26 protein-coding genes are annotated in these 25,326 nt (G+C 56.5%); 15 read left to right on the plus strand and 11 right to left on the minus strand.

The genetic code is table 11. The features are described 5' to 3' along the window. Nucleotides 1-92: 92 nt before the first annotated feature. Nucleotides 93-446 (plus strand): hypothetical protein, encoded by a 354-nt coding sequence (locus ACR0MQ_RS05510; RefSeq protein ID WP_480606517.1) that lies wholly within the window; start codon nt 93-95, stop codon nt 444-446. 86 nt (nt 447-532) lie between these two features. On the opposite strand, the gene ACR0MQ_RS05515 is transcribed toward ACR0MQ_RS05510, so the two are convergent. Then, a complete protein-coding gene (locus ACR0MQ_RS05515) occupies nt 533-1,684 on the minus strand; it encodes a DcaP family trimeric outer membrane transporter (protein WP_010441937.1) in 1,152 nt (383 codons plus the stop codon). Nucleotides 1,685-2,334: 650 nt separating this feature from the next. On the opposite strand from ACR0MQ_RS05515, the gene ACR0MQ_RS05520 reads away from it, so the two are divergent. Both ACR0MQ_RS05520 and ACR0MQ_RS05525 read left to right on the plus strand, forming a co-directional pair. Beyond that, complete coding sequence (locus ACR0MQ_RS05520; RefSeq protein WP_170472510.1) at nt 2,335-2,538, plus strand: hypothetical protein; 204 nt, start codon at nt 2,335-2,337, stop codon at nt 2,536-2,538. A 117-nt stretch (nt 2,539-2,655) separates the two neighbouring features. Next, complete coding sequence (locus ACR0MQ_RS05525) at nt 2,656-4,701, plus strand: acetyl-CoA carboxylase biotin carboxylase subunit (RefSeq protein ID WP_170772975.1); 2,046 nt, start codon at nt 2,656-2,658, stop codon at nt 4,699-4,701. A gap of 76 nt (nt 4,702-4,777) precedes the next feature. On the opposite strand, the gene ACR0MQ_RS05530 is transcribed toward ACR0MQ_RS05525, so the two are convergent. Next, nucleotides 4,778-5,224 carry a DUF4174 domain-containing protein gene (locus ACR0MQ_RS05530; protein WP_010441940.1) on the minus strand — a complete coding sequence of 149 codons (447 nt, stop codon included), beginning with the start codon at nt 5,222-5,224 and terminating at the stop codon, nt 4,778-4,780. Between the two features lie 170 nt (nt 5,225-5,394). Between ACR0MQ_RS05530 and ACR0MQ_RS05535 the strand changes: the two genes are divergently transcribed. From ACR0MQ_RS05535 to ACR0MQ_RS05565, 7 genes are all read left to right on the plus strand, one after another. Continuing rightward, nucleotides 5,395-6,195, plus strand: a complete 801-nt coding sequence (locus ACR0MQ_RS05535) for a hypothetical protein (RefSeq protein ID WP_480606521.1) — start codon at nt 5,395-5,397, stop codon at nt 6,193-6,195. 11 nt (nt 6,196-6,206) lie between these two features. After that, nucleotides 6,207-8,333 (plus strand): methylmalonyl-CoA mutase, encoded by a 2,127-nt coding sequence (scpA, locus tag ACR0MQ_RS05540; RefSeq protein WP_480606524.1) that lies wholly within the window; start codon nt 6,207-6,209, stop codon nt 8,331-8,333. Between the two features lie 109 nt (nt 8,334-8,442). Then, nucleotides 8,443-9,045, plus strand: a complete 603-nt coding sequence (locus ACR0MQ_RS05545; protein WP_170772982.1) for a VOC family protein — start codon at nt 8,443-8,445, stop codon at nt 9,043-9,045. Beyond that, complete coding sequence (locus ACR0MQ_RS05550; RefSeq protein ID WP_170540897.1) at nt 9,042-9,566, plus strand: GNAT family N-acetyltransferase; 525 nt, start codon at nt 9,042-9,044, stop codon at nt 9,564-9,566. Before ACR0MQ_RS05545 ends, ACR0MQ_RS05550 begins: the two co-directional genes overlap by 4 nt. A gap of 9 nt (nt 9,567-9,575) precedes the next feature. Further along, on the plus strand, nt 9,576-10,256 hold the full coding sequence (locus ACR0MQ_RS05555) for a molecular chaperone DjiA (protein ID WP_170540894.1): 681 nt from the start codon (nt 9,576-9,578) through the stop codon (nt 10,254-10,256). 3 nt (nt 10,257-10,259) lie between these two features. Next, complete coding sequence (locus ACR0MQ_RS05560; RefSeq protein WP_480606527.1) at nt 10,260-11,261, plus strand: endonuclease/exonuclease/phosphatase family protein; 1,002 nt, start codon at nt 10,260-10,262, stop codon at nt 11,259-11,261. 49 nt (nt 11,262-11,310) lie between these two features. Then, the gene (locus tag ACR0MQ_RS05565) at nt 11,311-11,673 is read left to right on the plus strand and encodes a hypothetical protein (protein ID WP_411353633.1); all 363 of its coding nucleotides are present in this window, start codon (nt 11,311-11,313) and stop codon (nt 11,671-11,673) included. On the opposite strand, the gene ACR0MQ_RS05570 is transcribed toward ACR0MQ_RS05565, so the two are convergent. The 5 genes from ACR0MQ_RS05570 to ACR0MQ_RS05590 all read right to left on the minus strand — a co-directional run bounded on the left by ACR0MQ_RS05570 (nt 11,674) and on the right by ACR0MQ_RS05590 (nt 17,493). Then, nucleotides 11,674-13,218: a Ppx/GppA family phosphatase gene (locus ACR0MQ_RS05570; RefSeq protein WP_480606531.1), complete on the minus strand. Its 1,545-nt coding sequence runs from the start codon at nt 13,216-13,218 to the stop codon at nt 11,674-11,676. Nucleotides 13,219-13,267: 49 nt separating this feature from the next. Then, a complete protein-coding gene (locus tag ACR0MQ_RS05575; protein WP_480606534.1) occupies nt 13,268-13,957 on the minus strand; it encodes a P-loop NTPase family protein in 690 nt (229 codons plus the stop codon). Then, entirely contained in the window at nt 13,958-15,031 is a 1,074-nt protein-coding gene (locus ACR0MQ_RS05580; protein ID WP_480606537.1) for an AI-2E family transporter, read from the minus strand. 90 nt (nt 15,032-15,121) lie between these two features. Continuing rightward, nucleotides 15,122-16,096 carry an isopenicillin N synthase family dioxygenase gene (locus ACR0MQ_RS05585; protein WP_480606540.1) on the minus strand — a complete coding sequence of 325 codons (975 nt, stop codon included), beginning with the start codon at nt 16,094-16,096 and terminating at the stop codon, nt 15,122-15,124. Then, nucleotides 16,096-17,493 (minus strand): FAD-dependent oxidoreductase, encoded by a 1,398-nt coding sequence (locus tag ACR0MQ_RS05590; protein WP_480606543.1) that lies wholly within the window; start codon nt 17,491-17,493, stop codon nt 16,096-16,098. Before ACR0MQ_RS05590 ends, ACR0MQ_RS05585 begins: the two co-directional genes overlap by 1 nt. Before the next feature lie 133 nt (nt 17,494-17,626). Between ACR0MQ_RS05590 and proS the strand changes: the two genes are divergently transcribed. Beyond that, nucleotides 17,627-18,967: a proline--tRNA ligase gene (proS, locus tag ACR0MQ_RS05595; protein ID WP_480606546.1), complete on the plus strand. Its 1,341-nt coding sequence runs from the start codon at nt 17,627-17,629 to the stop codon at nt 18,965-18,967. 29 nt (nt 18,968-18,996) lie between these two features. Here the strand turns inward: proS and ACR0MQ_RS05600 are convergent, their stop codons facing one another. Beyond that, nucleotides 18,997-19,353, minus strand: coding sequence for a hypothetical protein (locus ACR0MQ_RS05600; RefSeq protein ID WP_170540871.1), 357 nt, complete (start codon nt 19,351-19,353; stop codon nt 18,997-18,999). A 390-nt stretch (nt 19,354-19,743) separates the two neighbouring features. On the opposite strand from ACR0MQ_RS05600, the gene ACR0MQ_RS05605 reads away from it, so the two are divergent. Next, the gene (locus ACR0MQ_RS05605; protein WP_170779730.1) at nt 19,744-21,030 is read left to right on the plus strand and encodes a lipoprotein-releasing ABC transporter permease subunit; all 1,287 of its coding nucleotides are present in this window, start codon (nt 19,744-19,746) and stop codon (nt 21,028-21,030) included. Then, a complete protein-coding gene (locus ACR0MQ_RS05610; RefSeq protein WP_170772998.1) occupies nt 21,023-21,709 on the plus strand; it encodes an ABC transporter ATP-binding protein in 687 nt (228 codons plus the stop codon). The genes ACR0MQ_RS05605 and ACR0MQ_RS05610 overlap by 8 nt, the downstream gene beginning before the upstream one ends. On the opposite strand, the gene ACR0MQ_RS05615 is transcribed toward ACR0MQ_RS05610, so the two are convergent. After that, on the minus strand, nt 21,693-22,130 hold the full coding sequence (locus tag ACR0MQ_RS05615; protein ID WP_170773000.1) for a DMT family transporter: 438 nt from the start codon (nt 22,128-22,130) through the stop codon (nt 21,693-21,695). The two genes, ACR0MQ_RS05610 and ACR0MQ_RS05615, sit on opposite strands and share 17 nt — an antisense overlap. Nucleotides 22,131-22,227: 97 nt before the next feature. Between ACR0MQ_RS05615 and ACR0MQ_RS05620 the strand changes: the two genes are divergently transcribed. Further along, entirely contained in the window at nt 22,228-22,635 is a 408-nt protein-coding gene (locus ACR0MQ_RS05620) for a c-type cytochrome (protein WP_480606550.1), read from the plus strand. Nucleotides 22,636-22,640: 5 nt separating this feature from the next. On the opposite strand, the gene ACR0MQ_RS05625 is transcribed toward ACR0MQ_RS05620, so the two are convergent. Together ACR0MQ_RS05625 and ACR0MQ_RS05630 are read right to left on the minus strand one after the other, a co-directional pair. Further along, nucleotides 22,641-23,327 (minus strand): hypothetical protein, encoded by a 687-nt coding sequence (locus tag ACR0MQ_RS05625; RefSeq protein ID WP_170472470.1) that lies wholly within the window; start codon nt 23,325-23,327, stop codon nt 22,641-22,643. A gap of 42 nt (nt 23,328-23,369) precedes the next feature. Beyond that, nucleotides 23,370-24,032 (minus strand): DNA-3-methyladenine glycosylase I, encoded by a 663-nt coding sequence (locus tag ACR0MQ_RS05630; protein ID WP_480606553.1) that lies wholly within the window; start codon nt 24,030-24,032, stop codon nt 23,370-23,372. Nucleotides 24,033-24,369: 337 nt separating this feature from the next. Between ACR0MQ_RS05630 and ACR0MQ_RS05635 the strand changes: the two genes are divergently transcribed. Then, nucleotides 24,370-25,320, plus strand: a complete 951-nt coding sequence (locus tag ACR0MQ_RS05635; RefSeq protein WP_480606557.1) for an ABC transporter substrate-binding protein — start codon at nt 24,370-24,372, stop codon at nt 25,318-25,320. Nucleotides 25,321-25,326 lie beyond the last annotated feature (6 nt).

Genomic DNA, 25,326 nt, shown 5'->3' on the forward strand with positions numbered 1-25,326 from the left:
ATATACAACTCGGAGGTTCATATCGTGTTTTCATCCCGGCAGGGTCGTCTGCACCCATGTAATTTCAATGCCTTAACCAGCGAGGTGTCGAATTGTTGAAACACCGTGGCTTCCCCGGCCGCTTGGCCGGAACTGACTTTCAGTTCACGATCCGGCGCGCCAATCCCAAGGGAGTGACTCCCTTGACCAGGCGCGAACGTTTTCGGGACCGCAAGCCTGCAGATAGGCGTGCAGATGCCGCATTCATGGAAGCGCTATGGGCGCAGTTTGGTGATCAGCCGTTCGAGCGTGGTAACCTGGATGCAGGCCGACTGAATTGGCTGTTCGAGCGGGAAGTGATCGCCGCTGAAGATCCGTTTGACCCTGCCAGCTATGACGCGCTGTTGGTGATCGACCCGGAGGTTGCTCGTCAATCGTTTCCAGAAATCTTCGACGGGGTGCGCTGAATTTGCCCACCGCAGCTGCATATCAAGTTCGACCAACCCAAATTGGTGGAGCCCTGCCCGCGAACAGGCAGGGCACTTGGGGCAAGTCAGAAGTTCAGCTGTGCGGCCAACTGAATACGGTTGCCATCGAAAGTGTCACCCGAAATCGTATCGTTCCGCTCGCCATAGATGTATTCGGCGCTCAATGTCAGATTGTCAGTTGCTTTGTAGAACGCATTGACATGGATGGTCTCAAGCTCGGTGAAGGACAAACTTCCTGTCGAGGTGGGCAGGTCGTAATCTTCCTTACCGTAGGAGATGCCCACGTTCCATTTGGGGGTCAAATCTTGACGAAACTCGATGGTATACCCGTCGACATCGTTCGCCTGACCGCCAACAATCGCGTCACCCAAACCGATCAGGTAGGGGCCGATCGCTTCACCGTTGACGTAGTTGACTTGGAACAGGCCACCTTGCCAGGGACGGATCGAACCAGAAAGGGTAAAGCCGGTCTGATCCACTTCGACATCGCCGGATTGGGCTTTGCCGTACAAAACCGAGGCGCGCGCCAGGTATTTGCCGTCGTTATACTCGACCGCACCAGTCAGCACCGGATCATCCGAGTTCGAACCTCCGACGTTTTCCTCTACAGAAACAGCAAAGGTGGTATTCGATCCGAAGCCGTTAGTGTATCGAACCTGAGGAACACGGGCAAAAGGGATGCCGACCGGTCCATTGAACTCAACTGTTGTGGGGTAGGTGTCCAGAGGCTGGAAATTGGTCCAGTACTGACCGATGAGCCATTGTTCACCAATCCGGATATTCGCGTGGCGAATGCGGAATTCTGCTGTACCGCCCGAGCCGAAAGCATCCACTTCGATCTGCCCCTGGATGTCGCCAATGCCGCTTGGTGTGTTGGTACGCAGTCCGATTCGCGATTGCCGAACGGTGGCGCCAAATGTGCCATCGGTTTCGGCCGAGGGCTCACCTATGACATTCACAAACGCTGTGTCGCCCTGATCATATTCGAAGTCGTAAAAGAAATCGGCTTTGACATAGCCATAAACATCCAGCGTGGTGTTTCCGATCCTCAGATCACCGGTTCCGGCTCCGGGCTTGGACGATTCCAAAGCCTCGACTCTTGCGCGAAGCGCATCGAGTTCAGCCTGAGTTTGCGCATCTTGCGCCAAGGCCTGCATTCCGGTCACGGAAAGCGTGCTGGCAGCAAGCAGGCTAGCAGTTTTGCCCTTTATTATCATGGGGATAATTCCTTGTATGCGAGTGTGCACCGGCACCGTTTCACGCATAAGAGCCCGAGGAAAATCACCAATCTGCGAGGAATTCTGCGCAGTTTTTCAAGTAACCGTGTCAAGAATGGCTCGTGCTTTCACAGCTCGGTGAAAGCGCAAAATAAGCGCCTGGCCCCTGTAGGTTTTTTTAGTGGACTTCCGGAAGCAAGCCGTGAGGTAAACTGCCGTGTTGGCCATCATCCGGCAGCATGTCGTCACATGAACGTGACGGGCATGAGCCGGGAAATCGGGGGGGCAGGGCGAAATAGTGTCGGCGCAAAGTTGCGCGGGCGCGCTGCCGGTGGGCAAGTTTTAGCCGGAATCTCAAACGGAAACGAAGATGGGTTTGCGCTGCAAATTGTGCTGTGCACAGTGATGGGGCCGTGCGGCTCTACTTTGCCTGCGTCGCACAAGCACCTACTATTCCGTACCCCTTCCTTCCGCGGGCAGGCTTGTGTTCCCCACAGAGCTCTGTCCGCGGTTTTCTTTTTGGCGAACACAGTCCAAAAACGGCAAGAAACTGCGCAATTCTGTGGTTTGCAACCTCTGTTATTGCATAACAATACCGGAATTCGGCATCTGCCCTCAAAGACTTTGAGAAACCTAAAAGGGCAGAAAACATGCAAAAATCACGATTCTTCCTTGCGTTGGCGACATGCGCCGGCCTTGCGGCCTGCGGTGACACAACAGGCGAGCAGGCGATCCTTGGTGGCGGCGCAGGCGCGGTTGGGGCTGCGGTCCTCAATGCCGACCCGCTGTTTGGCGCAGCGGTCGGTGCTGCGGGGAACGTGCTGTATTGCAAAACCCAAAACACCTGTAACTAACGCTGAATTTATCGGGGCAGCCAACGCCCCGTCCGTCATCACGCATCACGCCGTCGTGGGGTCAACACCCTGCGGCGGCGTTTTGCGTTTCCAGAACTTCAATTCAAAGGACGTTCCATGTTCAACAAGATCCTGATCGCAAACCGGGGCGAGATTGCCTGCCGGGTCATCAAGACTGCCCGCAAGATGGGCATTGGTACGGTCGCCATCTATTCTGATGCTGACAGGAACGCCCTGCACGTGTCGATGGCGGATGAGGCCGTGCATATTGGTCCACCACCGGCCAATCAATCATACATTGTCATCGACAAGGTAATGGACGCCATCCGTCAAAGTGGTGCGCAGGCTGTCCACCCCGGCTATGGCTTTCTGTCCGAGAATTCCAAGTTTGCTGAAGCGCTGGATGCCGAAGGCGTCGCCTTTGTCGGCCCGCCGGTTGGTGCGATCGAAAGCATGGGTGATAAGATCACTTCTAAGAAGATCGCACAGGAGGCCGGGGTTTCGACGGTCCCCGGCTACATGGGGCTGATCGAAGACGCTGATGAGGCGGTGAAGATATCGAATGATATCGGGTATCCGGTGATGATCAAGGCCAGCGCTGGCGGCGGTGGTAAGGGCATGCGGATCGCATGGAATGACGTAGAAGCACGGGAAGGATTCCAATCTTCCAAGAACGAGGCTGCAAATTCCTTTGGCGACGACCGGATTTTCATTGAGAAATTCGTGACCCAACCGCGCCACATAGAAATTCAGGTCCTGTGCGACAGCCATGGCAACGGCATCTATTTGGGCGAGCGTGAATGCTCGATCCAACGCCGGAACCAGAAGGTTGTGGAAGAGGCGCCTTCGCCCTTCCTTGATCCTGAAACCCGCAAAGCGATGGGAGAACAGGCGGTCGCGCTGGCCAAGGCCGTGGACTATGCCAGTGCTGGAACGGTCGAATTCATCGTGGATGGGGAAAAGAACTTTTACTTCCTTGAAATGAACACCCGCCTTCAGGTGGAACACCCGGTGACCGAGCTGATTACCGGTGTTGATCTGGTGGAACAGATGATCCGTGTGGCTGCTGGTGAAAAGCTGACCATCACTCAGGATGACGTGACCTTGACGGGTTGGGCCATCGAGAACCGTCTTTATGCCGAGGACCCGTATCGCGGCTTCTTGCCCTCGATTGGCCGCCTGACCCGTTATCGCCCACCGCAGGAAGTCGCCGCTGGCCCGTTGCTGGTGAATGACAAATGGCAAGGCGATGCGCCCAAAGGGGATAGCGCTGTACGTAACGATACCGGCGTCTATGAAGGCGGCGAGATCAGTATGTATTATGACCCGATGATCGCCAAGCTGTGCACTTGGGCCCCGACCCGCGAGCAGGCGATCGAAGCCATGCGTGTGGCGCTCGACAGTTTTGAGGTTGAAGGCATCGGTCACAATCTACCGTTCCTGTCAGCGGTTATGGACCACCCGAAATTCGTTAGCGGTGATATGACGACCGCCTTCATCGCCGAGGAGTATCCTGACGGATTTGAGGGTGTTGAATTGCCTGAAACTGATCTGCGCCGAGTCGCTGCCTCGTGCGCGGCGATGCACCGGGTGGCCGAGATTCGTCGTACACGGGTGTCGGGGCGGATGGACAATCATGAACGCAAGGTTGGAACAGATTGGGTCGTCTCGCTGCAAGGGCAAGAGTTCGAGGTTGCGATAGAGGCCGATCAGGATGGCTCCACCGTGTCCTTTGCAGATGGCACGAAGCACCGTGTTGCCTCCGATTGGACACCGGGTGATCAGCTTGCAGTGCTCGATGTCGATGGCAGCCCACTGGTTCTGAAGGTCGGCAAAGTGTCGGGCGGTTTCCGCATCCGCAACCGCGGCGCGGATCTCAAGGTGCATGTTCGCACCCCACGTCAGGCCGCATTGGCCCGGATGATGCCCGAGAAGCTGCCGCCTGATACATCCAAGATGCTGCTCTGCCCGATGCCCGGCCTGATCGTGAAGATCGATGTCGAAGTGGGGCAGGAGGTACAGGAGGGTCAGGCGCTTTGCACCGTCGAGGCGATGAAGATGGAGAACATCCTGCGCGCTGAGAAGAAAGGCGTTGTCTCCAAAATCAATGCTGGTCCCGGCGACAGCCTTGCCGTTGACGATGTGATTATCGAGTTCGAATGATCATGTGCGCACCTGTTTCATACCTGTTAGGGTTCTCGGCGGCTTCCGTCGGGACCTTAAGGCAAGTTTCAGGTGTTCAGCCGCCTTCGCGCCGTTCGCGAATTTCGCGTTCACGCAAGGGCGTCTTGTCAATCGAGCGGCCAATCTCGCGCACGCTCCATGGGCTGGGTTTGCGCAGTTTCACGACGCCATCTTTGTCGACAAATACCATCTGGAAACCGCGCGGTCGCAGTTTTGACCGTATCGGAGATCGTGCCGACGGATCGGTATCGGTCAATACGATTACGTCGCGATCACGCATCGCCGCTTCGCCCTCCAACAGCATGTCAATCTGTTGCTGGAACCTTGGGTCAGCAGGGGTATCGGCAAATACAACGATCGGGCGATGGGTCCAGAGAAAATCGCTCAGATCGCTGTCATCTACGGGACGCACAAAGCTGTCATCCGCAGGGGCATTCGCGTCCGCGGCCAAGGCGGCCAGCGGGAATAGTGCCGAGAAAACAAGGGCAAGCGTGCGTGTCATATGGCCTCCTGTTCTGTTGAATATAGCCTCTGCGCGGACGAATGCGACTGGCGAAATGTCTACGGACATCAAAAAATTGTACCTCAGGCTCGATCCCGTCTCATCCGCGCCTATCAAAGCGCCGAGAATACAGGTTGTTCCTGAAGACTTTCGGTGGGGAGGGTAGGGCGATGGAGATCATCCTGCATTGCGGCGCACACAGGTGCGCAACCACCAGCTTTCAAAACTATCTAAGCAGGAATGAGAACACGCTGGCTGAGCGAGGGTTGGTCTATTGGGGGCCTGAACGCACACGTGCCAACGGTTTGAATAGCCTGAACAAATTGACGCCAGATGTTTGTGACGCGCTACGCCGTGATCTGGACGCGTGTCGGCGTGCGGGTGCCAAGCAGCTATTGGTAAGTCAAGAGAACTTCGTAGGTTCTATGGAGCGTAATATTGCATTCGCCTCGCTTTATCCCAGCATGCACGAGCGTGGTCTGCTGCTCGCGAAGGCCTTTGATGACGGGGTTGGCAAATTGGCTCTGAATATCCGGGCGTTGGATATGTATTGGTCTTCCGTTTCAGCCTATAAATTCAAACGCGGAAGTGAGCCGATTGAGCCCGCCAAATGGAAACGTATCACCCAGAGCAAGCGGAGCTGGCGAAATGTGATTACGGAGATGCGCCGCGCGTTTCCGGGCGTTCCGTTGCTAGTCTTGCCCTTCGAAGATTTTGCGGGCCATCAGCGGGAACAACTTGAGGCTTTGACCGGGCACGAGGCACCCGAGGACAACGACGGCCTTTCGCTGAATGCCGCGCCCAATCCTGCCCCTCACGGCCTAAACGCAGATCAGGCGATGAAGCTGTGGTCCGATTATGCAGATGATCTGGAATGGCTTGCCTCCGGCGCAAACGGCTTGGCCGAGCTTGTCTGCCGGACAGAAAGAGATACGCGCGGGGTCATCCCCGCGGAACCCCGATTGGAATAGAGGAAATCGACATGACCGACACCAACGACTGGCAGGTGCTGGCCGAAAAAGAACTGCGCGGGCGTCCGTTGGACGATCTGACCAAGGAAACGCTCGAAGGCATCGATGTCAAACCGCTCTATACGCAGGACGACACCGCAGACCTGCCGCATATGGGGTCACTGCCTGGCTTCGGCCCGTTTACCCGTGGGGTGAAGGCGACGATGTATGCGGGTCGTCCTTGGACCATCCGTCAGTATGCCGGATTCTCGACGGCTGAGGAATCGAACGCCTTCTATCGCCGCAATCTGGCCGCCGGTCAGCAGGGTGTATCTGTGGCCTTCGATCTGGCGACGCACCGGGGCTATGACAGCGACCATCCGCGCGTGGTCGGTGATGTGGGCAAGGCCGGTGTGGCCATCGACAGCGTCGAGGACATGAAGATCCTGTTCGACGGCATCCCGCTGGACAAGGTTTCGGTCTCAATGACGATGAACGGGGCGGTGATCCCGGTTCTGGCCAGTTTCATAGTTGCGGGAGAAGAGCAGGGGCATGACAAGGCCGTGCTGTCGGGCACCATCCAGAACGATATTCTGAAAGAGTTCATGGTGCGCAACACTTATATCTACCCGCCCGAGCCATCGATGAAGATCATCTCGGACATTATCGAGTTCACCTCGAACGAGATGCCGAAATTCAACTCGATCTCGATTTCGGGCTATCACATGCAAGAGGCCGGGGCGAACCTGGTGCAAGAGCTGGCCTATACGCTGGCCGATGGCCGCGAATATGTGCGTGCCGCGACTCAGTCGGGCATGGATGTGGACAAGTTTGCGGGCCGTCTGTCGTTCTTCTTTGCTATCGGCATGAACTTCTTCATGGAGATTGCGAAGCTACGCGCAGCACGCACGCTCTGGCATCGGGTAATGACCGAGTTCGGAGCGAAATCCGAACGGTCGAAGATGCTGCGCACCCACTGCCAGACTTCGGGCGTGTCACTGCAGGAGCAGGATCCCTATAACAACGTGATCCGCACCGCCTATGAGGCGATGAGCGCGGTACTGGGCGGCACCCAGTCGCTGCATACCAACGCGCTGGACGAAGCGATTGCGTTGCCCACCGATTTTTCTGCCCGCATCGCACGGAACACGCAATTGGTGCTGCAGGAAGAGACTGGCGTGACAGATGTGGTCGATCCGCTTGCGGGCTCATACTACGTCGAAAGCCTCACCAATGAATTGGTCGAAAAAGCCTGGGCTTTGATGGAAGAGGTCGAGGAGATGGGCGGCATGACCAAGGCCGTTGCCAGCGGTATGCCCAAGCTACGCATCGAAGAAAGCGCCGCGCGCCGCCAGGCCATGATTGACCGGGGCGAAGAGGTCATCGTTGGCGTCAACAAGTACCGCAAGGAGCAGGAAGACCCGATTGACATTCTGGATGTCGACAACGTCGCGGTGCGTGAAGCTCAGGTCGCGCGGCTGGAACGCATCCGTGCTACGCGCGACGAGGCGGCTTGCCAACAGGCGCTGGACGCCCTGACAACGACCGCCCGCGAGGGTGGAAACCTTCTGGCCGCCGCCGTCGAGGCCGCCCGAGCCCGCGCATCCGTAGGAGAGATCAGCATGGCAATGGAGAAAGAGTTCGGCCGCCACCGCGCCGAAGTGAAGACCCTGGCCGGTGTTTATGGCGCGGCCTATGAGGGTGACGAAGGCTTTGCCGCGATCCAGAAATCCATCGAAGAATTCGCCGAGGCCGAGGGCCGCCGCCCGCGCCTGTTAGTGGTCAAGATGGGGCAGGACGGTCACGACCGAGGGGCCAAGGTGATTGCCACCGCCTTTGCGGATATCGGGTTTGACGTGGACGTCGGCCCTCTGTTTCAGACTCCCGCAGAAGCCGCGCAGGACGCGGTAGACAATGATGTGCATGTGATCGGGATCTCTTCGCAGGCTGCTGGGCATAAGACGTTGGCACCCCAGTTGGTTGAAGAACTGAAAAAGGCCGGGGCCGAAGACATCATCGTCATCTGTGGTGGCGTCATCCCGCAACAGGATTACCAGTTCCTCTACGATCACGGTGTAAAGGCGATCTTTGGTCCGGGAACGAACATCCCTAACGCGGCACAAGATATCTTGCGTTTGATCGGTGAAGCCAAAGCCTGAGGTGGGTCAAGATTTTTCGTACGAAAAATCTTGTGATCCGGAACCTTTGAGGAAAACATGCGGCCAGACACTTCTTGTCTGGTCGCATGTTTTTTGGGAGAGCGTCTTAATGTTGTTGGACCATTTGGCTGTTGCAGGTGAAACGCTGGAAGAGGCTTCTGACCATATCGAACAGGCGTTGGGTGTTCGATTGCAGGATGGCGGCAAGCACGAGAAATTCGGGACGTATAACCGCCTGTTGGGCTTGCGGGAGGGCTTGTACTTAGAGGCTATCGCCATCGATCCCGATGCGCCCAATCCGCAAAGGACGCGCTGGTTCGATCTGGACCGGTTCGCCGGATCACCCCGTCTGACCAACTGGATTTGCCAAGTTCCCGATATCGAGGCTTCGCTGACCGTCTTTCCTGACGGTGTTGGTCAGCCCATCGATCTGAACCGAGGCGCGCTGCGCTGGCGCATGGCGGTTCCACCAAACGGGCGTCTGCCGTTTGATAACCTCTTTCCCGCGCTCATCCAGTGGCAGGGTGATCTGCATCCTGCACAAATGTTGCAGGACAGCGGCTGCCAGCTGCAACGCTTGATCGTGTGCCACCCGGATGCTCTCGATCTGGCCAAAGGTCTGGGGGCGTTGGATTATGTCGTTTTTGATAGTGGTCCGGCAGCATTGCGCGCAGAAATTGAAACTCCACATGGGCTGCGCGTGCTGGAATGATCATCCGACAAGCAACGGTCGACGACGCACCCGCGATTACCGAGATCGCAAACGCGATCATTCGTGACACGCTGGTCACTTTCACCACCGATGAACGCAGCGTGGAAAAAGTGACGGCAGAGATAGAAACCCGTGGGCCGGTTTTTCTGGTCGCCGAGCGCGATGGGATGGTCGAGGGGTTTGCAACTTACAACTTATTCCGGTCGGGCCCTGGATATGCGCAGTGCCGCGAGCATTCGATCCAGTTGGCGCCTGAGGCTAGAGGGGAGGGCACGGGGCGCGCATTGATGCAGGCCTTGGAGGCCATCGCCAAAACAAACAATGTGCATGTTCTTGTTGCGGGTATTTCCTCGGCCAACCCAGCAGCCGTCGCTTTCCATTCGGCAATCGGTTTCAAACAGGTGGGGCATATGCCCGAAGTGGGGTTTAAATGGGGGCAGCGCTTGGATCTTGTTCTGATGCAGAAAATACTTGCCCCGCAGTCATCTGTCGCACCTGACAGTCGCGCAAAGGCGCGCTAGGGTGCGGCCATGTCGATCTGGACCAGAATAGCTGATGCGCTGAATGCGCTTGCCCAGGGCGAAAGCCTGACCGCAGTATTTGAAAAGCTGCGTACGCCCCCCGAACGTTCGGTCGCGTTTGCAATTGCCGTTGTGGCACTAGGGGCCAAGATGGCCAAGGCCGATGGTCAGGTGACACGCGATGAGGTTACAGCCTTCCGCGAAGTGTTCCAGATCGCGCCCGAAGACGAAGACGGCGCAGCCAAGGTCTTTGATATGGCCCGAACCGATGTCGCGGGATACAAAGACTACGCCCGCAAGATCGCGGGAATGTTTGCAGAAGACAGCACCACGCTTTGCGATTTGATGGAAGGGCTCTTTCACATCGCTATGGCAGATGGGTTCTATCACCCAAACGAGAATGAATTTCTTGAAGAGGTCAGCCGAATTTTTGGTCAGACTGACGCTCAATTCATGGCCTTGCGTGCGCGATTTGTGCCGGACGCACCAAAAGATCCGTACACAGTGTTGGGCGTTGCGCGGAGTGCGTCACTGCCCGAAATACGCAAAGTTTGGCGGCAGTTGGTGAGAGAGACTCATCCCGATGCGATGATGGCGCGCGGCGTGCCCGAGGAAGCGGTGCGTCTGGCCGAGAAAAAGATGATCGATATCAATCGCGCCTGGGATGAAATAAACGGCGCTCGGGTGTGATCGGTGCGGCTGGCGACCTACAATATCGAATGGTTCGCCAATCTGTTTGATCGCGATGATAATCTGGTCGCCGACGATAGTTGGTCAGGGCGGCGTGACATAACCAGAGTGCAGCAGATCGAAGCGGTGGCCAAGGTTCTGACCGCCGTTGATGCCGATGCTGTATTAGTCGTTGAGGCCCCAAATACAGGCAAAACGCAAAATACCGTCCGCGCCCTTCAACGGTTTGCCGAAACATTCAATCTGCGCACGTCCCATGCAGTGATGGGATTTGCCAATGATACGCATCAGGAACTGGCGCTGTTGTTCGATCCGGATGTCTTGAAAGCACGCCACGAGCCAGTTGGACAACTGAGTGATCTAGCCGCTCCTCGGTTCGATGGCGTGTTCCGCATTGATCTGGACATCGATGCGACCGAAGATCAGGTCGAGTTCTCGAAACCGCCAATGGAACTGGCCATTGAGATGGCCAATGGATCGATCCTCCGCCTGATAGGGGCACATCTAAAATCCAAAGCTCCCCATGGTGCCGGGTCACGGGACGAAATGATCCGTCTGTCTATTGCCAATCGCCGCAAACAACTCGCGCAGGCGGTTTGGTTGGCGCGACGCGTTGAACACCACATTGACGCCAACGAGCCAGTTATCTTGCTTGGTGATCTGAATGATGGCCCGGGGCTGGATGAGTTTGAGCATCTGTTCGGGCGTTCTTCGGTCGAGATTCTATTGCAGGCAGGGCTTTATGATCCTCACGCCGCGCAAGCGCATCGCCCGCGCCCCGGATCAATACCGGCTACGGCGCGTTTTGAACGTCGGGAGGAGGGAAGGTATCTTGAGGCGCTGCTCGACTACATCATGATCAGCAAAGATCTGCGTGATCATGACCCGGTCTGGCGCATCTGGCATCCATTTCGGGACGCCGCATGCTGGGGCACCCCCGAATTGCGCGATGCTTTGTTGGCAGCATCCGACCACTTTCCTGTGACGCTGGATATAGATCTGTAGCCTTTCAACTGCATCGGCCACCTCTTATATTTCTACCATGCGACATGTGTTGAAGATCTGCGCAACCTGCGCACTGGTGGCAATACCCGCCCATGCTGAAGAGGACAGCAAGTCCTTGATGGAGCGAGGTGCCGAGCTTTTTCTGGAAGGTCTACGGCAGGAAATGGAGCCCACGATCGAGGATTTGCGCGGTTTCGCCGAGCAGTTCGGCCCGGCATTGCAATCATTCCTGCAGGAGATGGGGCCAGCGCTGGCTGAACTCGCCACTCAGGTTCAGGATTGGACGGCCTATGAAACGCCCGAAATGTTGCCCAACGGCGATATTATCATCCGTAAAAAGCCAGCACAGGAACGACCCGAAGAAACGGTTCCGCAAGATGACATTCCATCCGATGGCTTGACTGATATTTGATCAGCCCCTCAGGATAACCTTGGGTTCAGAATTCAGCGCATTAGCCAATGAGTTGAACCGCGCTTCGGCAACTTCGTTGAACAATGGACCTGCTGATTTGGGCAAGCGCAGTTCAAGCTTTTGCTTCTTCGGATAGTAGCGCAACTTACCCATAGCCGCGTCATGCTGCATCCAAAGCATTGCTCCAAAGCGAAGCGCTTTGCCCAGGATTTCGGCCTGTTCTTGGCCGCGTTCATCCAGCAGTTCATAGAGCTTGTTAAATCGGCTTCCCTCACGCTTGTTCCTATATCGGTGCTGCAAAGCGAGGCCGATAAATACTCTCTCAGAGTGTTTGATCCCGCTCATGTTGGCACGGGTCACATATTCGAAACAGGCCTCGGCTCGGTAATCGGGATGCGCGCGCCAACTGACGTCGTGCAGCAGACAGGCGGTTTTGATCAGTCGCACCCGCTGCTCTGGCGCCGAGCGAAAAAGGGGCATGACAAAATCGAACAGGTGTTTTCCGAACCCGGGCAGGCGTGCATCTTTTGCTTCGGCAAAACGGCTTACCTCGATCAACGGGTCGCGATCGCGCAGGCGTTGCGGCATCTGCTCATACAGTAATCCTTCGCGGATGCCATAGCTGGATATCGCGATGTCCTTGGGCTTGAAGGTGCGAATCAAGCGGGAAAGCACATCCATTGCATAAGGGATCAGCGCCATACGCGAACCAGATACACCAGCCTTACTGCGCAATTCATCCGCGTTATTCTGTTCGATGAATTTGATGGTCTCGCGAACTTGACTCTGAGTCATACGGTATTCGTGCAGCACGTTTAGCGGGTAGCCTCGGCGCAGCATGTCAAGGCGTGCGAAGGCGCGCCAACTGCCGCCAACAAGAAACAGGCGATCCCGCTGGGGGCCCATCTTATCGCGCATCTCTTCCATAGTCTTCTTGATATGTGTCTTACGCGCCCGACGACCGCCTTTGATATCGCGCAGTTTGAGCGGACCCAAAGGCGAGGTCATGCGACGCCCGACCTTGCCGCCTCCGATTTCTGCCAGTTCGACTGACGAACCTCCGATGTCACAGATCAAACCATACGCGCCGGGCCATCCCAACAATACGCCCTGCGCTGACAGGCGGGCTTCTTCTTCGCCATTGACCACATTGATGATCAATCCTGTTTCCGCTTTTACCTGCTCACAGAAATCGCGACCATCTCTTGCTTCACGCACTGCGGCAGTGGCGACGGCGTGCAGGGTAGGTAGCCCGAGGTCGTTGGCCAGATATTTGAACCTATGCAATGCAGCCAGCGCGCGTACACGTCCCAACGGGTTAAGGCGCCCGGTTTCGGATAGGCCTGCCCCCAATTCGCACATGACCTTTTCGTTGTAGAAATAAGCCGGAGAGCGCGCTGCACCATCGAAGATCACCATGCGGACCGAGTTGGATCCGATATCGACAACGCCAACCCGAGACAGCGCCCGAGCCCCCGGATCTTCGAAAATGGGCTTTCCAAACAGCCCGTGATCGGGGAAATCGGTCTCGGCAGTCTGTGTCATTGTGTCCCCAGATGTTTTGGGCGCAGGATGCGGGATCACCTGTGTTGGGTCAATCGTGGGCATCAGATTGTTCGAGTTCTGTGTTCAATAGACGCACCGCCAGCGCACGGGTGATATCGCGCTTTTCATCGAGTGCAATGCGATCCAATTCGTCAACCACATTCGCTGCAGCTTCAAAGCTGCGATCCATGTGTTTGACCAGATACGCGATGACATCCGGGCCGGGGCTTAGCTGACGGTCAGTGAAGAGCTTTGCGAGCACTGCACCTAACAGAGCGTCATCCGGCGCTTCCAAGGCCACATGGTGCGCTCCTTCCACGCGACTTTGCAGATCGGCCAAAGGCAGGCGCCATAGCATTGGCGCGGCGCGTCCGGTCATAAGTAAGGCGTTCCCCTCGGCCAGCACCAGATTATGCAGGTGAAATAGCGTTTTTTGCTGTTCAGGATCACCTGCTATTAGGGGAACATCCTCGATTGCGACCGAGGTACGCGCGAGGTTGGGAACCTCTTCGTAGCGCAAATCAGTGGCCTGCACGATGCGGCCGCCTGTTTCCGCCGCCCAAACATGGGCCAAGTGGGTTTTCCCTGATCCTGCCGGGCCGCTTAGCACCAGCTTGTTTCCTGGCCATGAGGTCGCAGAGATCATCGCTACGGCCAACGCATTGGCGGGCGAGACAAAGAAGTCTTCGCGGCCCAAGGCGGTCTTGGACGGCAGATCAAAGCTGAGTTGTGTGGCCATTTACTCGTCGTCCTGTTCGAGCCCTTCAAGCCCGGTATAAAGACGGCTGTTCAGATATTGCTCGGTCGCGAACCGGGCCAAAACACCCAAGGCTGCAGCGACCGGAACTGCGACCAGCATTCCGACAAAGCCAAATAGTGCGCCGAACACTGACAAGGCCAGTAGCAGCCAGACGGGGTGCAAACCGACTGAGCTGCCTACCAACTTAGGGGTCAGGAAGTTGCCCTCGGTCACCTGTCCGATGGCAAATATGCCCGCGACCAGACCGATATGCGCCCAGTCCCCCCAAAACTGAAACAGAGCGAGACCAATGGCCAGAGAGCCTCCGATCAAGGCACCGAGATAAGGAATGAATGTGACCAGCCCGGCGATGAAGCCAACGATCAGGCCGAATTGCAAACCAACCAGCATCAGCGCAACTGCATAATATGTACCAAGGATCAGACAGACTGTGCCCATTCCGCGCACGAATGAGGCCAGAACAGCATCAATCTCGCCAGCCAGCCGCTTGATCGTAGGGGCGTGATCGCGGGGTAGCAGCTCTCCGATCCGGGCAATCATACGGTCCCAGTCCATCAGCAGATAGACTGCAACAACCGGTACGATGACCAGTAAAACGACAACGTTTATGGCCGATCCCAGCGAGGCCAGAACCGTCTGCAAAACATCTCCGGTTTTGGACTTCAGCGTATCACCAAAAGACACCAACATCTGGTGCGTGTTCGATTCCCGGTCCAGAAGAGCGGGGAATTGTTGTTCAATAAATGCGCGTAATTGCTTGAAAAGGCTAGGTAAAGTGTCGATCAGATCCAGTAGCTGAGTGATCAGGGCCGGAACGACCATCAAGATCATCAATACAAAGCCCAGCACTCCAACCACGGTTATGATCGCGGTCGCCGCCATTCGCGATAGACCCAGTTTTTCCAGGCGGTCCGCAACAGGATCAAGGAAATAGGCAATCGCACCACCGATCACGAAGGGTAGCAAGACATCACCCAACAGGTACAAAAGCAGCACGAAAACAACAGTGGCAATGCCCCAGTATCTAAGCTGATCCTTCACTGGCAAGGCCATGGCGCAATTCCTCGTTTGCACAGCATTGCCGTGTTCTTGGCCTATGACGCCCCGCGATGCAAGCGGTTCATGGAGCGCGATTTTTGCACCTCAATCTGTCAGTGTACCCAGTTCCGGAGTATCTCCTGTAGCCATTTCATCAGGCCAATTGGTGCGCCAAATTTCTGCTGACCAGTGGCCGCAATGCACCTCGGGGCGATCAAAGCCAGTCAGGACAGGCAGCAGCGGCGCGACCACCACATCGTGGCGCGGAACGGCGAAATACGGAAAGGAATAGCGTTCATGCCCGGATCGATTGACTACGCGATGCGGGGTCGATTTCAATCGCCCGCCTGACCATAGTTCCAGCATGTCGCCGATATTGACCACGAAGCCGCCTGGAGGGCATTCCGGTGTGATCCAGCCTCCGGTGCGGGTCTGTACCTCAAGCCCGCCGACCGGATCGGGTGCGATTATTGTCAGCGCATCGGTGTCTTTGTGTGGATGTATGCCATAGCCACGCTCTTCCGGGGCCTGAGGCGGGTAGTGCAGCAGGGTCATGTTGGTCATCGGGTCGCGGAAGGCGTCGCGCAGAGTATTGGGTGGGATCTCTAAGCCAACCTCTAGGGCACCGAGCAAAAGATCGGTTACGCCATCAAGCCGTTGCCAATAATCCAGTATGACCGTACGCGCCTGCGGCACCTCTCGGGGCCAGATATTCGGGCCGTAAAGTGCGCATTCAGCCCGGATCGGGGCATCTTCGGCTGCTTCGAAATGCAGCTTGTACCCTTCGTACTTATCCGCCGTGCCCGAGCCGTCATTGGGCGTGAAGAAACCCATCGGTATGTACCCGCGATAGTTTTCGCGAGTGATGGCCTGGTCCCATTTTCGGGCCTCTTTGATATCAAAGATCGCTCTGACACAGCCGCGTACCTGATCAATGTGCTCAGACGAAATGCCTGTCCCGGTGATCGACAGAAACCCGATACTGGTGCAGGCATCCATGATCTGCGCGACCGTTGACTCATACTGTGGTCCGGCGGGATTGGTCAGCGGGCTGATATCAATAGTTGGAATATACTCCATTAGGTAGTTCTCACGCCTTGGCGTTCCAATTCCTGATGCACAGGCGCAAGGTTCATGCTGTCGAGTTCCTGATTGCTTTTCAGCGACAAGGCCGCCGCGATCCCTGCGCCCTGACCCATCACCGCGCAGCAGGACATGTTGCGCGTCGCGGCGTGTGCGACCCGATCCGCGCCATGGGACCGGCCCGCAACCAACAAACCCTTGATCCCTTTGGGCAGCATCGAGCGATATGGTATCTGCATATATCGCCCCGTGGTCGGCAAGATCAGAATGCCGTAACCGTCGATGAATTCAGGGTAAATACCAATGGAATCCTCGAATCGGCCTTGATGGCGGGCATCGGTTTCGGTCATGTTGTAGACTGCATCGATCTTGCGCGTATCCCGAATACCGATCGTCATGCCGAAATTGCGCAAACGAGCATTTTCGCAGCCCGGCATGAAACGGCGGAGGGCATCAATGGCGAGCATCGCCTGACGGCGGCCTTCGATTTCCCCAAAAGTCAGGCTGTCGGGGTCGGTCCCGTCGATCTGGTCCATATGAATCAGGTTCATATATGTCAGCTCTCCGGTATCGTGCATCGCCCCCCAAGTGCCAGCTATCGTGTTCAGATGAGCCGGTATCAGGCCCTCATCAATCGCCTGCTGGAAGGGTTTCTTGACGAAGGGCGAGAACATGTCGTCCTCTTTGCCCGAGGTTTCGATATTCCATTCGCCGCCACCGCCCCAGTCCTTGTAGGTCTGCGGGTCGGCTTTGATACCTTCCATAAAGGCCCGTTTGTCAACGCCGGCCAGATGAAACATGACCGAGGCTGCCATCATGTCCTCACGAGGTGTCTTGTGGGTCGGGGCACCTGCACGATGTGCGACGTCTGCATCCCCCGTTGCGTCGATAACAACCTTGGCCAAGATCGCCTCACGCCCCGCTTTGGATTCGGTGATCACGCCGGTGATGCGATCCCCGTCCATGATCGGGGCGACGAATTGTCGATGCAGCATCGGATGAACGCCCGCCTCTTCGACCAGCTTGTCGGCCACCAGCTTGAAGCCCTCGCTGTCCAGTTCATAGCTGAGCGATTGGCTTTCAGGCACGGCTGCGCCCATTTCCTTTGCGCGGGTCTCGAATTCCAGGCCGATGCCCCCGGCCTCGACGGTTTGTTCGTGGCGATACCAGGCAAAGCCTTCGACGCCAACGGCCGTAATGTTGCCACCCATGCAACCGAACCTGTCCATCAAGGAAACTTCGGCCCCTGCGCGTGCGGCGGCAAGCGCAGCGGACAATCCTGCTGGGCCAGAGCCCACAACCAAAACATCTGTCTGGTGAACAACACGGATCTGGCGGGCGGGTTCGGTGATTGTTTGCATTGTTGCCTCGCGATTGAACGTTTGCGCCAACATTGAAAAACACGGCGTTGCGGTCAATCGAAAAACCGACAGCGGCGGGGTCGTAAAAACGCCATTGCGTGATTGCCCCCGGCGGGGCTTTGGCATAATCACCTTGCAGCGAAATTCTCACCCGTAAGGTTACGTTATGCGCCTCAGCCGTTACTTTCTGCCCGTTCTCAAGGAAAACCCTTCGGAGGCTCAGATCGTCAGCCACCGGCTGATGTTAAGGGCCGGGATGATCAAACAGGCTGCTGCCGGGATTTATACCTGGTTGCCGTTGGGCTTTAAAGTTCTGCGCAAGCTGGAAAACATCGTGCACGAAGAGCAGGCGCGGGCAGGGCATATTGCGATCCAGATGCCGATCCTGCAATCAGCCGACCTATGGCGCGAATCCGGACGTTATGATGACTACGGTCAAGAGATGCTGCGGATGCAGGACCGCCACGGTCGCGATATGCTGTACACGCCGACCGCCGAGGAATTGGTAACTGATATCTTCCGCGGCCACGTCAGCAGCTACAAGGATCTTCCGCTGACGCTCTATCAGATTCAGTGGAAATTCCGCGACGAAATCCGCCCGCGATTTGGCGTGATGCGGGGGCGTGAGTTCTACATGAAGGACGGCTATAACTTCGATCTGACCAAAGAAGACGCGTTGCACGCCTACAACCGCCATCTGGTCAGCTATCTGCGCACCTATGAACGCATGGGCCTGCAAGCCATACCGATGCGCGCTGATTCTGGCCCCATTGGGGGCGATGACACGCACGAATTCCTCGTGCTAGCTGATACCGGTGAATCCGAGGTCTTCTATGACAGCGCCGTCACTGACCTGACCTTTGGTGACCGCGAGATCGACTATGATAGCCGTGACCAATGTCAGGCGATCCTCGAAGAATTCACATCGAAATACGCTCGTACAGACGAAACCCATGATGAGGCTCTGTTTAATCAGATACCTGAAGAACGTCGTCGGGTAGCGCGCGGGATCGAAGTTGGACAAATCTTCTATTTCGGGACCAAGTATTCCGAACCATTAGGCGCGACCGTTCAAGGGCCGGATGGCAAGCCGGTTCCGGTGCATATGGGCAGTCACGGCATCGGTGTCAGTCGCCTGATCGGTGCGATCATCGAGGCCAGCCATGACGACAAGGGCATTATCTGGCCCGAAGGCGTCACACCGTTCCATTGCGGAATCGTGAACTTGAAGCAAGGTGATGAAGAGGCTGATGCGGCCTGCGACAAGCTCTATGCCGCGCTGACAGCTTTGGGGCTTGAGCCGCTTTATGATGATCGGAAAGAACGGGCAGGGGGCAAGTTTGCCACTATGGACCTGATTGGTCTGCCTTGGCGTATCACTGTCGGGCCGCGCGGTCTGAAGAATGGTGTTGTCGAACTGACTTGTCGCCGAACTGGTGAGAGTGAAGAGTTGAGCCCCGAGGCAGCTGTCACCAAGATCGCAGAAATCTACGAGGGTATCGCCTGAACAAGGCGATGTACTTTCTGAGACTTAGCTCAGTTTGCTGATGTCGGGCGGTCGGTCAGGATATCGCCGTCCGCTTCACTGCCCCGAGCAACCACGATTGGGCGACCAAAGCGGCGCACGAGCTCGGCGAGCTCAAAGCCAAGAAACCGCAATCCACAGATTCGTTCGTCTGTGGCGCGATCTGAAATGCACAGCCGTCCCTGCCGGAAAGCAAGGCGATAGCCTTTATCTCGTAGAATGTCAGTCAAACCGGCCCAGCTAGCGGCACTTAAGAAAATTGGCCTGATTGCCGCGCGCAACAAAGCTGCGCTTTCACAATCCAGTTCTGTTGCTGCCGAACGGGCTAATATTGGGCCCGTGCCTTTCATATGTTCTTGAATACCCATGAGCGTACCTCCGCCCTTAAACTCTTAAAATGTGTCCCCCACACAAAAAGGGTGACAAAATTTCCTACACTTATCAATTTGTGAAACAATATTTCGCGCCCAAATGTTGCGATTGTGACTCAGTCAGGTACGGATATCTCACATTGACTTCATACCTGAAACAATAAGCCTTTGTCTGTGAAGAGGTTCACAACCTTTGGTGTATCGAAGTGGAGGTGATTCTCGCTTTGACGGTGAAGCGCTGACCTGAGTGCGAATGATTCGTTTCAGACTGTTCTTTTCATGCCCGCGTCGGCTGCAGAAGCGCCAATCGGACATCCGCGCGATAACCGGCTTGACCATCTGACCAAATGTCGAGAGGGTCGCGAAAAATCTGAACCCGAGGCAGGAATGGCCAAAACACCACCGCCCTTCGCTCTTTTTGAATGGAAGATTGCCTGGCGTTATCTGCGTGCCCGCCGTGCGGATGGCGGCGTCAGTGTGATGACTTGGATCTCGCTGATCGGGATCACGCTAGCCGTGTTCGCGTTGATCGCCACCTTGGCGGTTAGGTCTGGTTTTCGCTCCGAATTCGTGGGCACCATTCTGGGGGCCAACGCCCATGTCACCGTTTATTCCGCCGGAGAGGTTGATGCACAGGGGCGGCTGGATCGCACCATCACCGATTTCGATGGTATGGCCGAGCGGATCGCGCAGGTGCCCGGGGTTGAGCGCGCCGCCCCGCTGGTTAAAGGGCAGGTGTTGATCACCAATGCTGACCGCAGCTCTGGTGTGCAGGTCTTTGGCATGCGTCCTGACGATCTGGCTGATCTGTCGGGTATTGCAGAGAGCGAAGAAGCCTACGGCGATCTATCCAGGTTCCCGGATGGCATCGCCATCGGCTCGGGCGTGGCGCGTGCGATCGGGGCGACTGTTGGAGATCGAGTGAAGCTGACTTCGCCCAATGGTGTGAAAACCGCCTTTGGTACGTCGCCGCGCGTGAATGCTTATGAAGTGGTCTATGTCTTTTCGGCCGGGCGTTTTGATATCGATCGTACCCGAGTCTACATGCCCTTCACCGAGGCGCAGAGCTTCTTCAACCGTGAAGGAGTGGCGGATGAGATCGAGGTGATGGTCGATCGCCCCGAAGAGCTGACCCCGATCTTGATCCCGATTATCGAGGCAGCTGGAGAGCGTAGTCAGATATGGACTTGGCAGGATGCTTCAGGCGGTTTTTTGCGGGCATTGGAAGTCGAAGACAACGTTATGTTCATCATCCTTTCGATCCTTGTGTTGATCGCGGCAATGAATATCGTTTCGGGTTTGATCATGCTGGTGAAGAACAAGGGTCGCGACATCGGTATCTTGCGCACCATTGGCCTTAGCGAAGGGTCAGTGCTTCGGGTGTTCTTCATCTGCGGAGCGTTCACGGGCATCATCGGGACCGCAATGGGGGTCATTCTAGGCTGCCTGTTTGCAATTTATATCGACCCGATATTCTCGTTCGTGAACTACGTCATGGGTGGCGGCGTCTGGGATCCTTCAATTCGAGGTATCTATGCCTTGCCTGCCGAGTTGCACTTGTCGGATGTCTTGAAAGCCATCGGTCTTTCGCTGGGCCTGTCCTTCCTTGTTACCTATTTCCCGGCCCGCCGCGCGGCGCGGCTGAACCCGGTTGAGGCGCTGCGCTATGAATGATGTGACGTTAAGGCTCAGCGGTCTGAGCAAGACATATCTTCCAGGCACGCCAGGTGAGATACAGGTATTGCGAGGTGCCGATCTGGAGTTGCGTGCCGGGGAGGCGGTCGCGCTGGTGGCGCCATCAGGCGCAGGGAAGTCGACCTTGCTGCACATCGCAGGTCTTCTGGATACGCCCGACACCGGCGATGTTGAAATCGCGGGACAGGGGGCAACGGGCAAGGGGGATCGCGCACGCACAGCGATCCGGCGGCGCGATGTGGGATTCGTCTATCAGTTCCACCATCTGCTTCCCGAATTCACGGCACTAGAAAATATCATTCTGCCGCAACTTGCGAATGGCACATCCGAAAAAGCGGCGCAGGTACGAGCGATGCAGTTGCTCGATCGTGTTGGCGTTTCGGCCCGCGCGGAACACCGGCCAGCCGCATTGTCGGGCGGAGAACAACAGCGCGTGGCTTTTTGCAGGGCATTGGCCAACAAGCCCCGTGTTCTGCTAGCGGATGAGCCGACCGGCAATCTGGACCCCGAAACCTCGGATCAGGTCTTTGCAGCCCTCATGGCGCTGGTGCGGGACGAAGGGCTATCGGCGCTGATCGCCACGCACAACCTCGATCTGGCGGCGCGGATGGACCGGATGTTGCGGCTGGAAGGCGGTGTGCTCAGGCCAGCTGAGTGATTGCGACACCGATCGCCATTATCGCAATGCCTCCCGCCCGCATCAATGTCAGCGGTGTGACCTGAGCACCGAACAGGCCGAAATGGTCAATCGCAGCCGTGCTGATCAACTGGCCCAGCAGTACGAAAAACACGGCATTCCCCACTCCGAAATGTGGGGCTACATGGGTAATTGATAGCACGTAAAACGCGATCAGCACGCCGCCCAACAGTAAGTGACGCGGAGCTTGTGCGATTTTGGCAAAGGCCTCACTTCCTCCGAGGATCAAAAGCGCCAGGGCCGAGGACACAAAGGCAATCGCGAACAGAATCACGGCCGCAGCGGTCGGCGATCCGATCAGTCGGCCCAAGGCTGCATTCAGGGCGGCAAGGATGGGAACGCCGATCCCGGCGGCCAGCATTATTGCTGCGTATTGTGTCATGGCCCTGTATCCCTGCGCTCGTTTCGTTGATCTGGATCATTGCGCCAGTGTGGCCGTCGGGCAAGTCTGGAATTGTCAGGCAGAAAGGAGAAAAGCGATGGTCCGATCAATACTTGGCTTAGTCTCGCTGTCGGTACTCACTGCGATTTCGTCGCCCGTTTTCGCACAGGATGCCGAGGCTGGGGCCAAGCTGTATCAGCATCACTGCGCGACCTGTCATGGGTTGGACGCAACCGGGCATGGCCCGATGGCTGGGGTGCTGGTGATCCAGCCAACGAACCTGAAAGCGCTGCTGGATGCTGATGGAGATTTTCCGACCGCGCGCGTGGTCGCCCGGATTGATGGACGCGATCCGTTGGTCAGCCATGGAAGCCCGATGCCAGTATATGGGCCTTATTTCGAAGGGAATGACACCGCAATCAAGACGCCCGATGGGCAGCCGATTCTGACCAGCAAGCCGATTGTGGATCTGGTGGTATTCCTGAAAACTCTACAGGAGGGCTAGAAGGCTCAACGGCAGATACCTTGCACTTTCACGCCCGACCAAGGCAGCAACACATCGCTTTCGCGCTTATTTCCGGGGAGTTTTGAGACATCGAAATGTACGCTTAACATATCGTGCAGGCGTTTGGTTCGAGGTGCCTCGGGGTCGAGAGCGCGGCAGCAGACATATTCTTCGACAATCGCGCCTTGTTGTTCAAACCCATAGGCAAGAAAATCAGGTGAGGTATCCAGATCGAACAGATACGGATCATTCTGGCGCCCGTGCTCAGCCGCTGCGCGCAGCGGGTGATAGCCGGTCGTCTTGCGATTCTGCCATTGCCAGACATGGGTCAGTTCATGCGCCAGCAGCATGGCCGCAATCAGGTTCATCTGCTCAGGGTATTGGCTCATGTAGTCGTCCAGATACCAATCTTTCGTAAAGTACACGTGATTGAATAGGGCGACACCCGCCGGTTTGCCTGTCACGGTTTCCTCTTTGATGGGTGGCAAAATCCGCTCTCGACAAGCGACCCGAGGGCGGGCTTTCCTGGTAAAAGTTACTGCGGCAACCGGTGCGCCCTCGACCAAGCGCACGCGGTCAAGGTTCAGCGTTTCGCCATGAATTTTGCCAGCGAATGTGCGCTCCTGATCGGTAAGCGGGCGGCCACAGGAAGCAAACAGAAACAGAGCTGAAATCATCAGGGTGCGGAGCATATCGACAAGCCTAATGTGGAAGCTCGGCTCTGCAAGCCGTTTTCAAAGGCTCATCGCCAAAACCCGGCTGATTTCTGTAAGCGAACGCCCGGATTGTTCCATCCAAGTGTTGAAAGCGGTTTGCACCGCAGCCATGGCTTTTTTGGAAGTTGCGGGTTTGTCGATGATGCCCTCGGCAACCAAACGAGCCGTCACGTCGCGTGACAAAATAAAACTATCCCGGCCAGCAAATCGCATGGCGTATTGGGCTGATGCACCGCCGAGTCGCGATCCGCGATTGGCCAGCATCTGCAGCAATCCGACATAGTCCTGTGACGGCCAACCGCCCAAAGTTTGACCAACGCCACCCTCGGAGCGGAGTTCCAGAAGAAAGGCCGCATTGTCCCGAACGGCAGCGATTTTAGTGCCGTTTCGTACGATACGAGTATCTTGGAGCAGGGCGTCGAACTTTTCATCATCCATGAATGCACAACGACCGAGGTCGAAGCCGTCAAAGGCTGTTTCAAACCCGTACCACTTTGCCTCGATCACTTTCCAGTTAAACCCGGCCTGAAAAATCGTTTTCGTGATTATCGATAACCAACGGTCATCAGCCATCTCCGCCAGTTCATTTAGGGGGGTTGGTTCGGTTAGCTTGTTTTCCAGCGCTTCGGGTCCACTATGGCGGTCTGCTGCCAGCTCATAGATTTCATCAAAGTGACGCATCTTAGGCCCTCCGTTGCGCAAATGCTGATACTTCCTGTTCGTTTGGCAAGTAAAAACCAGTACGCAACCCGAAAAACCGGGATGTTTTTATTGACTAGTCAATCAAGTTCTTTCACTTTGTGGTATGAAGGGTGCTGCGTATGGGGAACACCGGTCGGAGAGGGGCCGGAGCAATAGTTAGAATTGGCGGGGGCGGATGATCTGGTTAACAACAACAACTGCCTGTTCAATTTCGACCAGAATTGTGCATGTTTCGATCGCACCGTGAACGAGGAAATACTGGATGGGCTGTTAAAAGCTCAAAAACGGCAAATGAAAAAGACAGGGAGTCAAAACAATGAAAAAGCTTAGCGTAAGCGTGTTAGCTATCTTGGTCGCCAGTTCAGCCCATGCGGCAGACATGGGCGCTGTGGATGAACCGATCAAGCTGGCAATCAATGAATGGACTGGTCAGCACGTTACCACGCATGTTGCAGGCGAGATGCTGAAGGCTGCAGGTTATAACGTGGAATATGTGACCGCCGGCATGATGAACCAGTTCCAGGCACTGGCCGATGGCGACATCGATGCGACGCTGGAAATCTGGTCCTCTAACGTGTCAGACGAGTATGCCAAGAAGATTGACGAAGGCACTGTTGTCGAAATTGGCGATCTGGGCCTCGATGCGAAAGAAGGTATTGCCTACCCTGCGCACGTCGCCGAGCTGTGCCCGGGCCTGCCTGCGTGGGAGGCGTTGAAAGACTGCGCGCAGGTCTTCGCCACTGCCGAAACACTGCCTGGTGGTCGCCTTGTCGACTATCCTGCGGATTGGGGCACACCTGGCGCGGACCGCATGACCGGTCTTGAACTGCCGTTCAAAGCGGTTCCTGCAGGTTCCGAAGGTGCTCTGATCGCGGAATTGCGCGCCTCGACCGAGCGCAAGTCGCCGCTGCTGATCACTTTCTGGCAGCCGCACTGGGCGATGTCGGCCTATGATGTGCAGTTTGTTGAACTGCCTGCGGGCGAAGAAGCGTGCTTTAACGATCCGTCCTGGGGCCCGAACCCAAATGCGGTGAACGATTGCGACTTCTCACCGTCCCGTATCTTCAAGGCCGGTTGGAGCGGCATGGAAGAGAAGTGGCCTGCAGCCTATGAAATCCTGACCAACTATCAACTGGCGGTCGAAGACCAGCAGCCAATGATGGGTGCGATCGACGTAGATGGAGGTGCAGTCGAAGAGGTGGTCGCTGCATGGATGGCCGAGAACGAAGGCAAGTGGCGTCCTGTGGTTGACGCGGCAACCGAGTGAGCCCGC

It is taken from the genome of Ruegeria sp. AN6 (assembly GCF_056540425.1).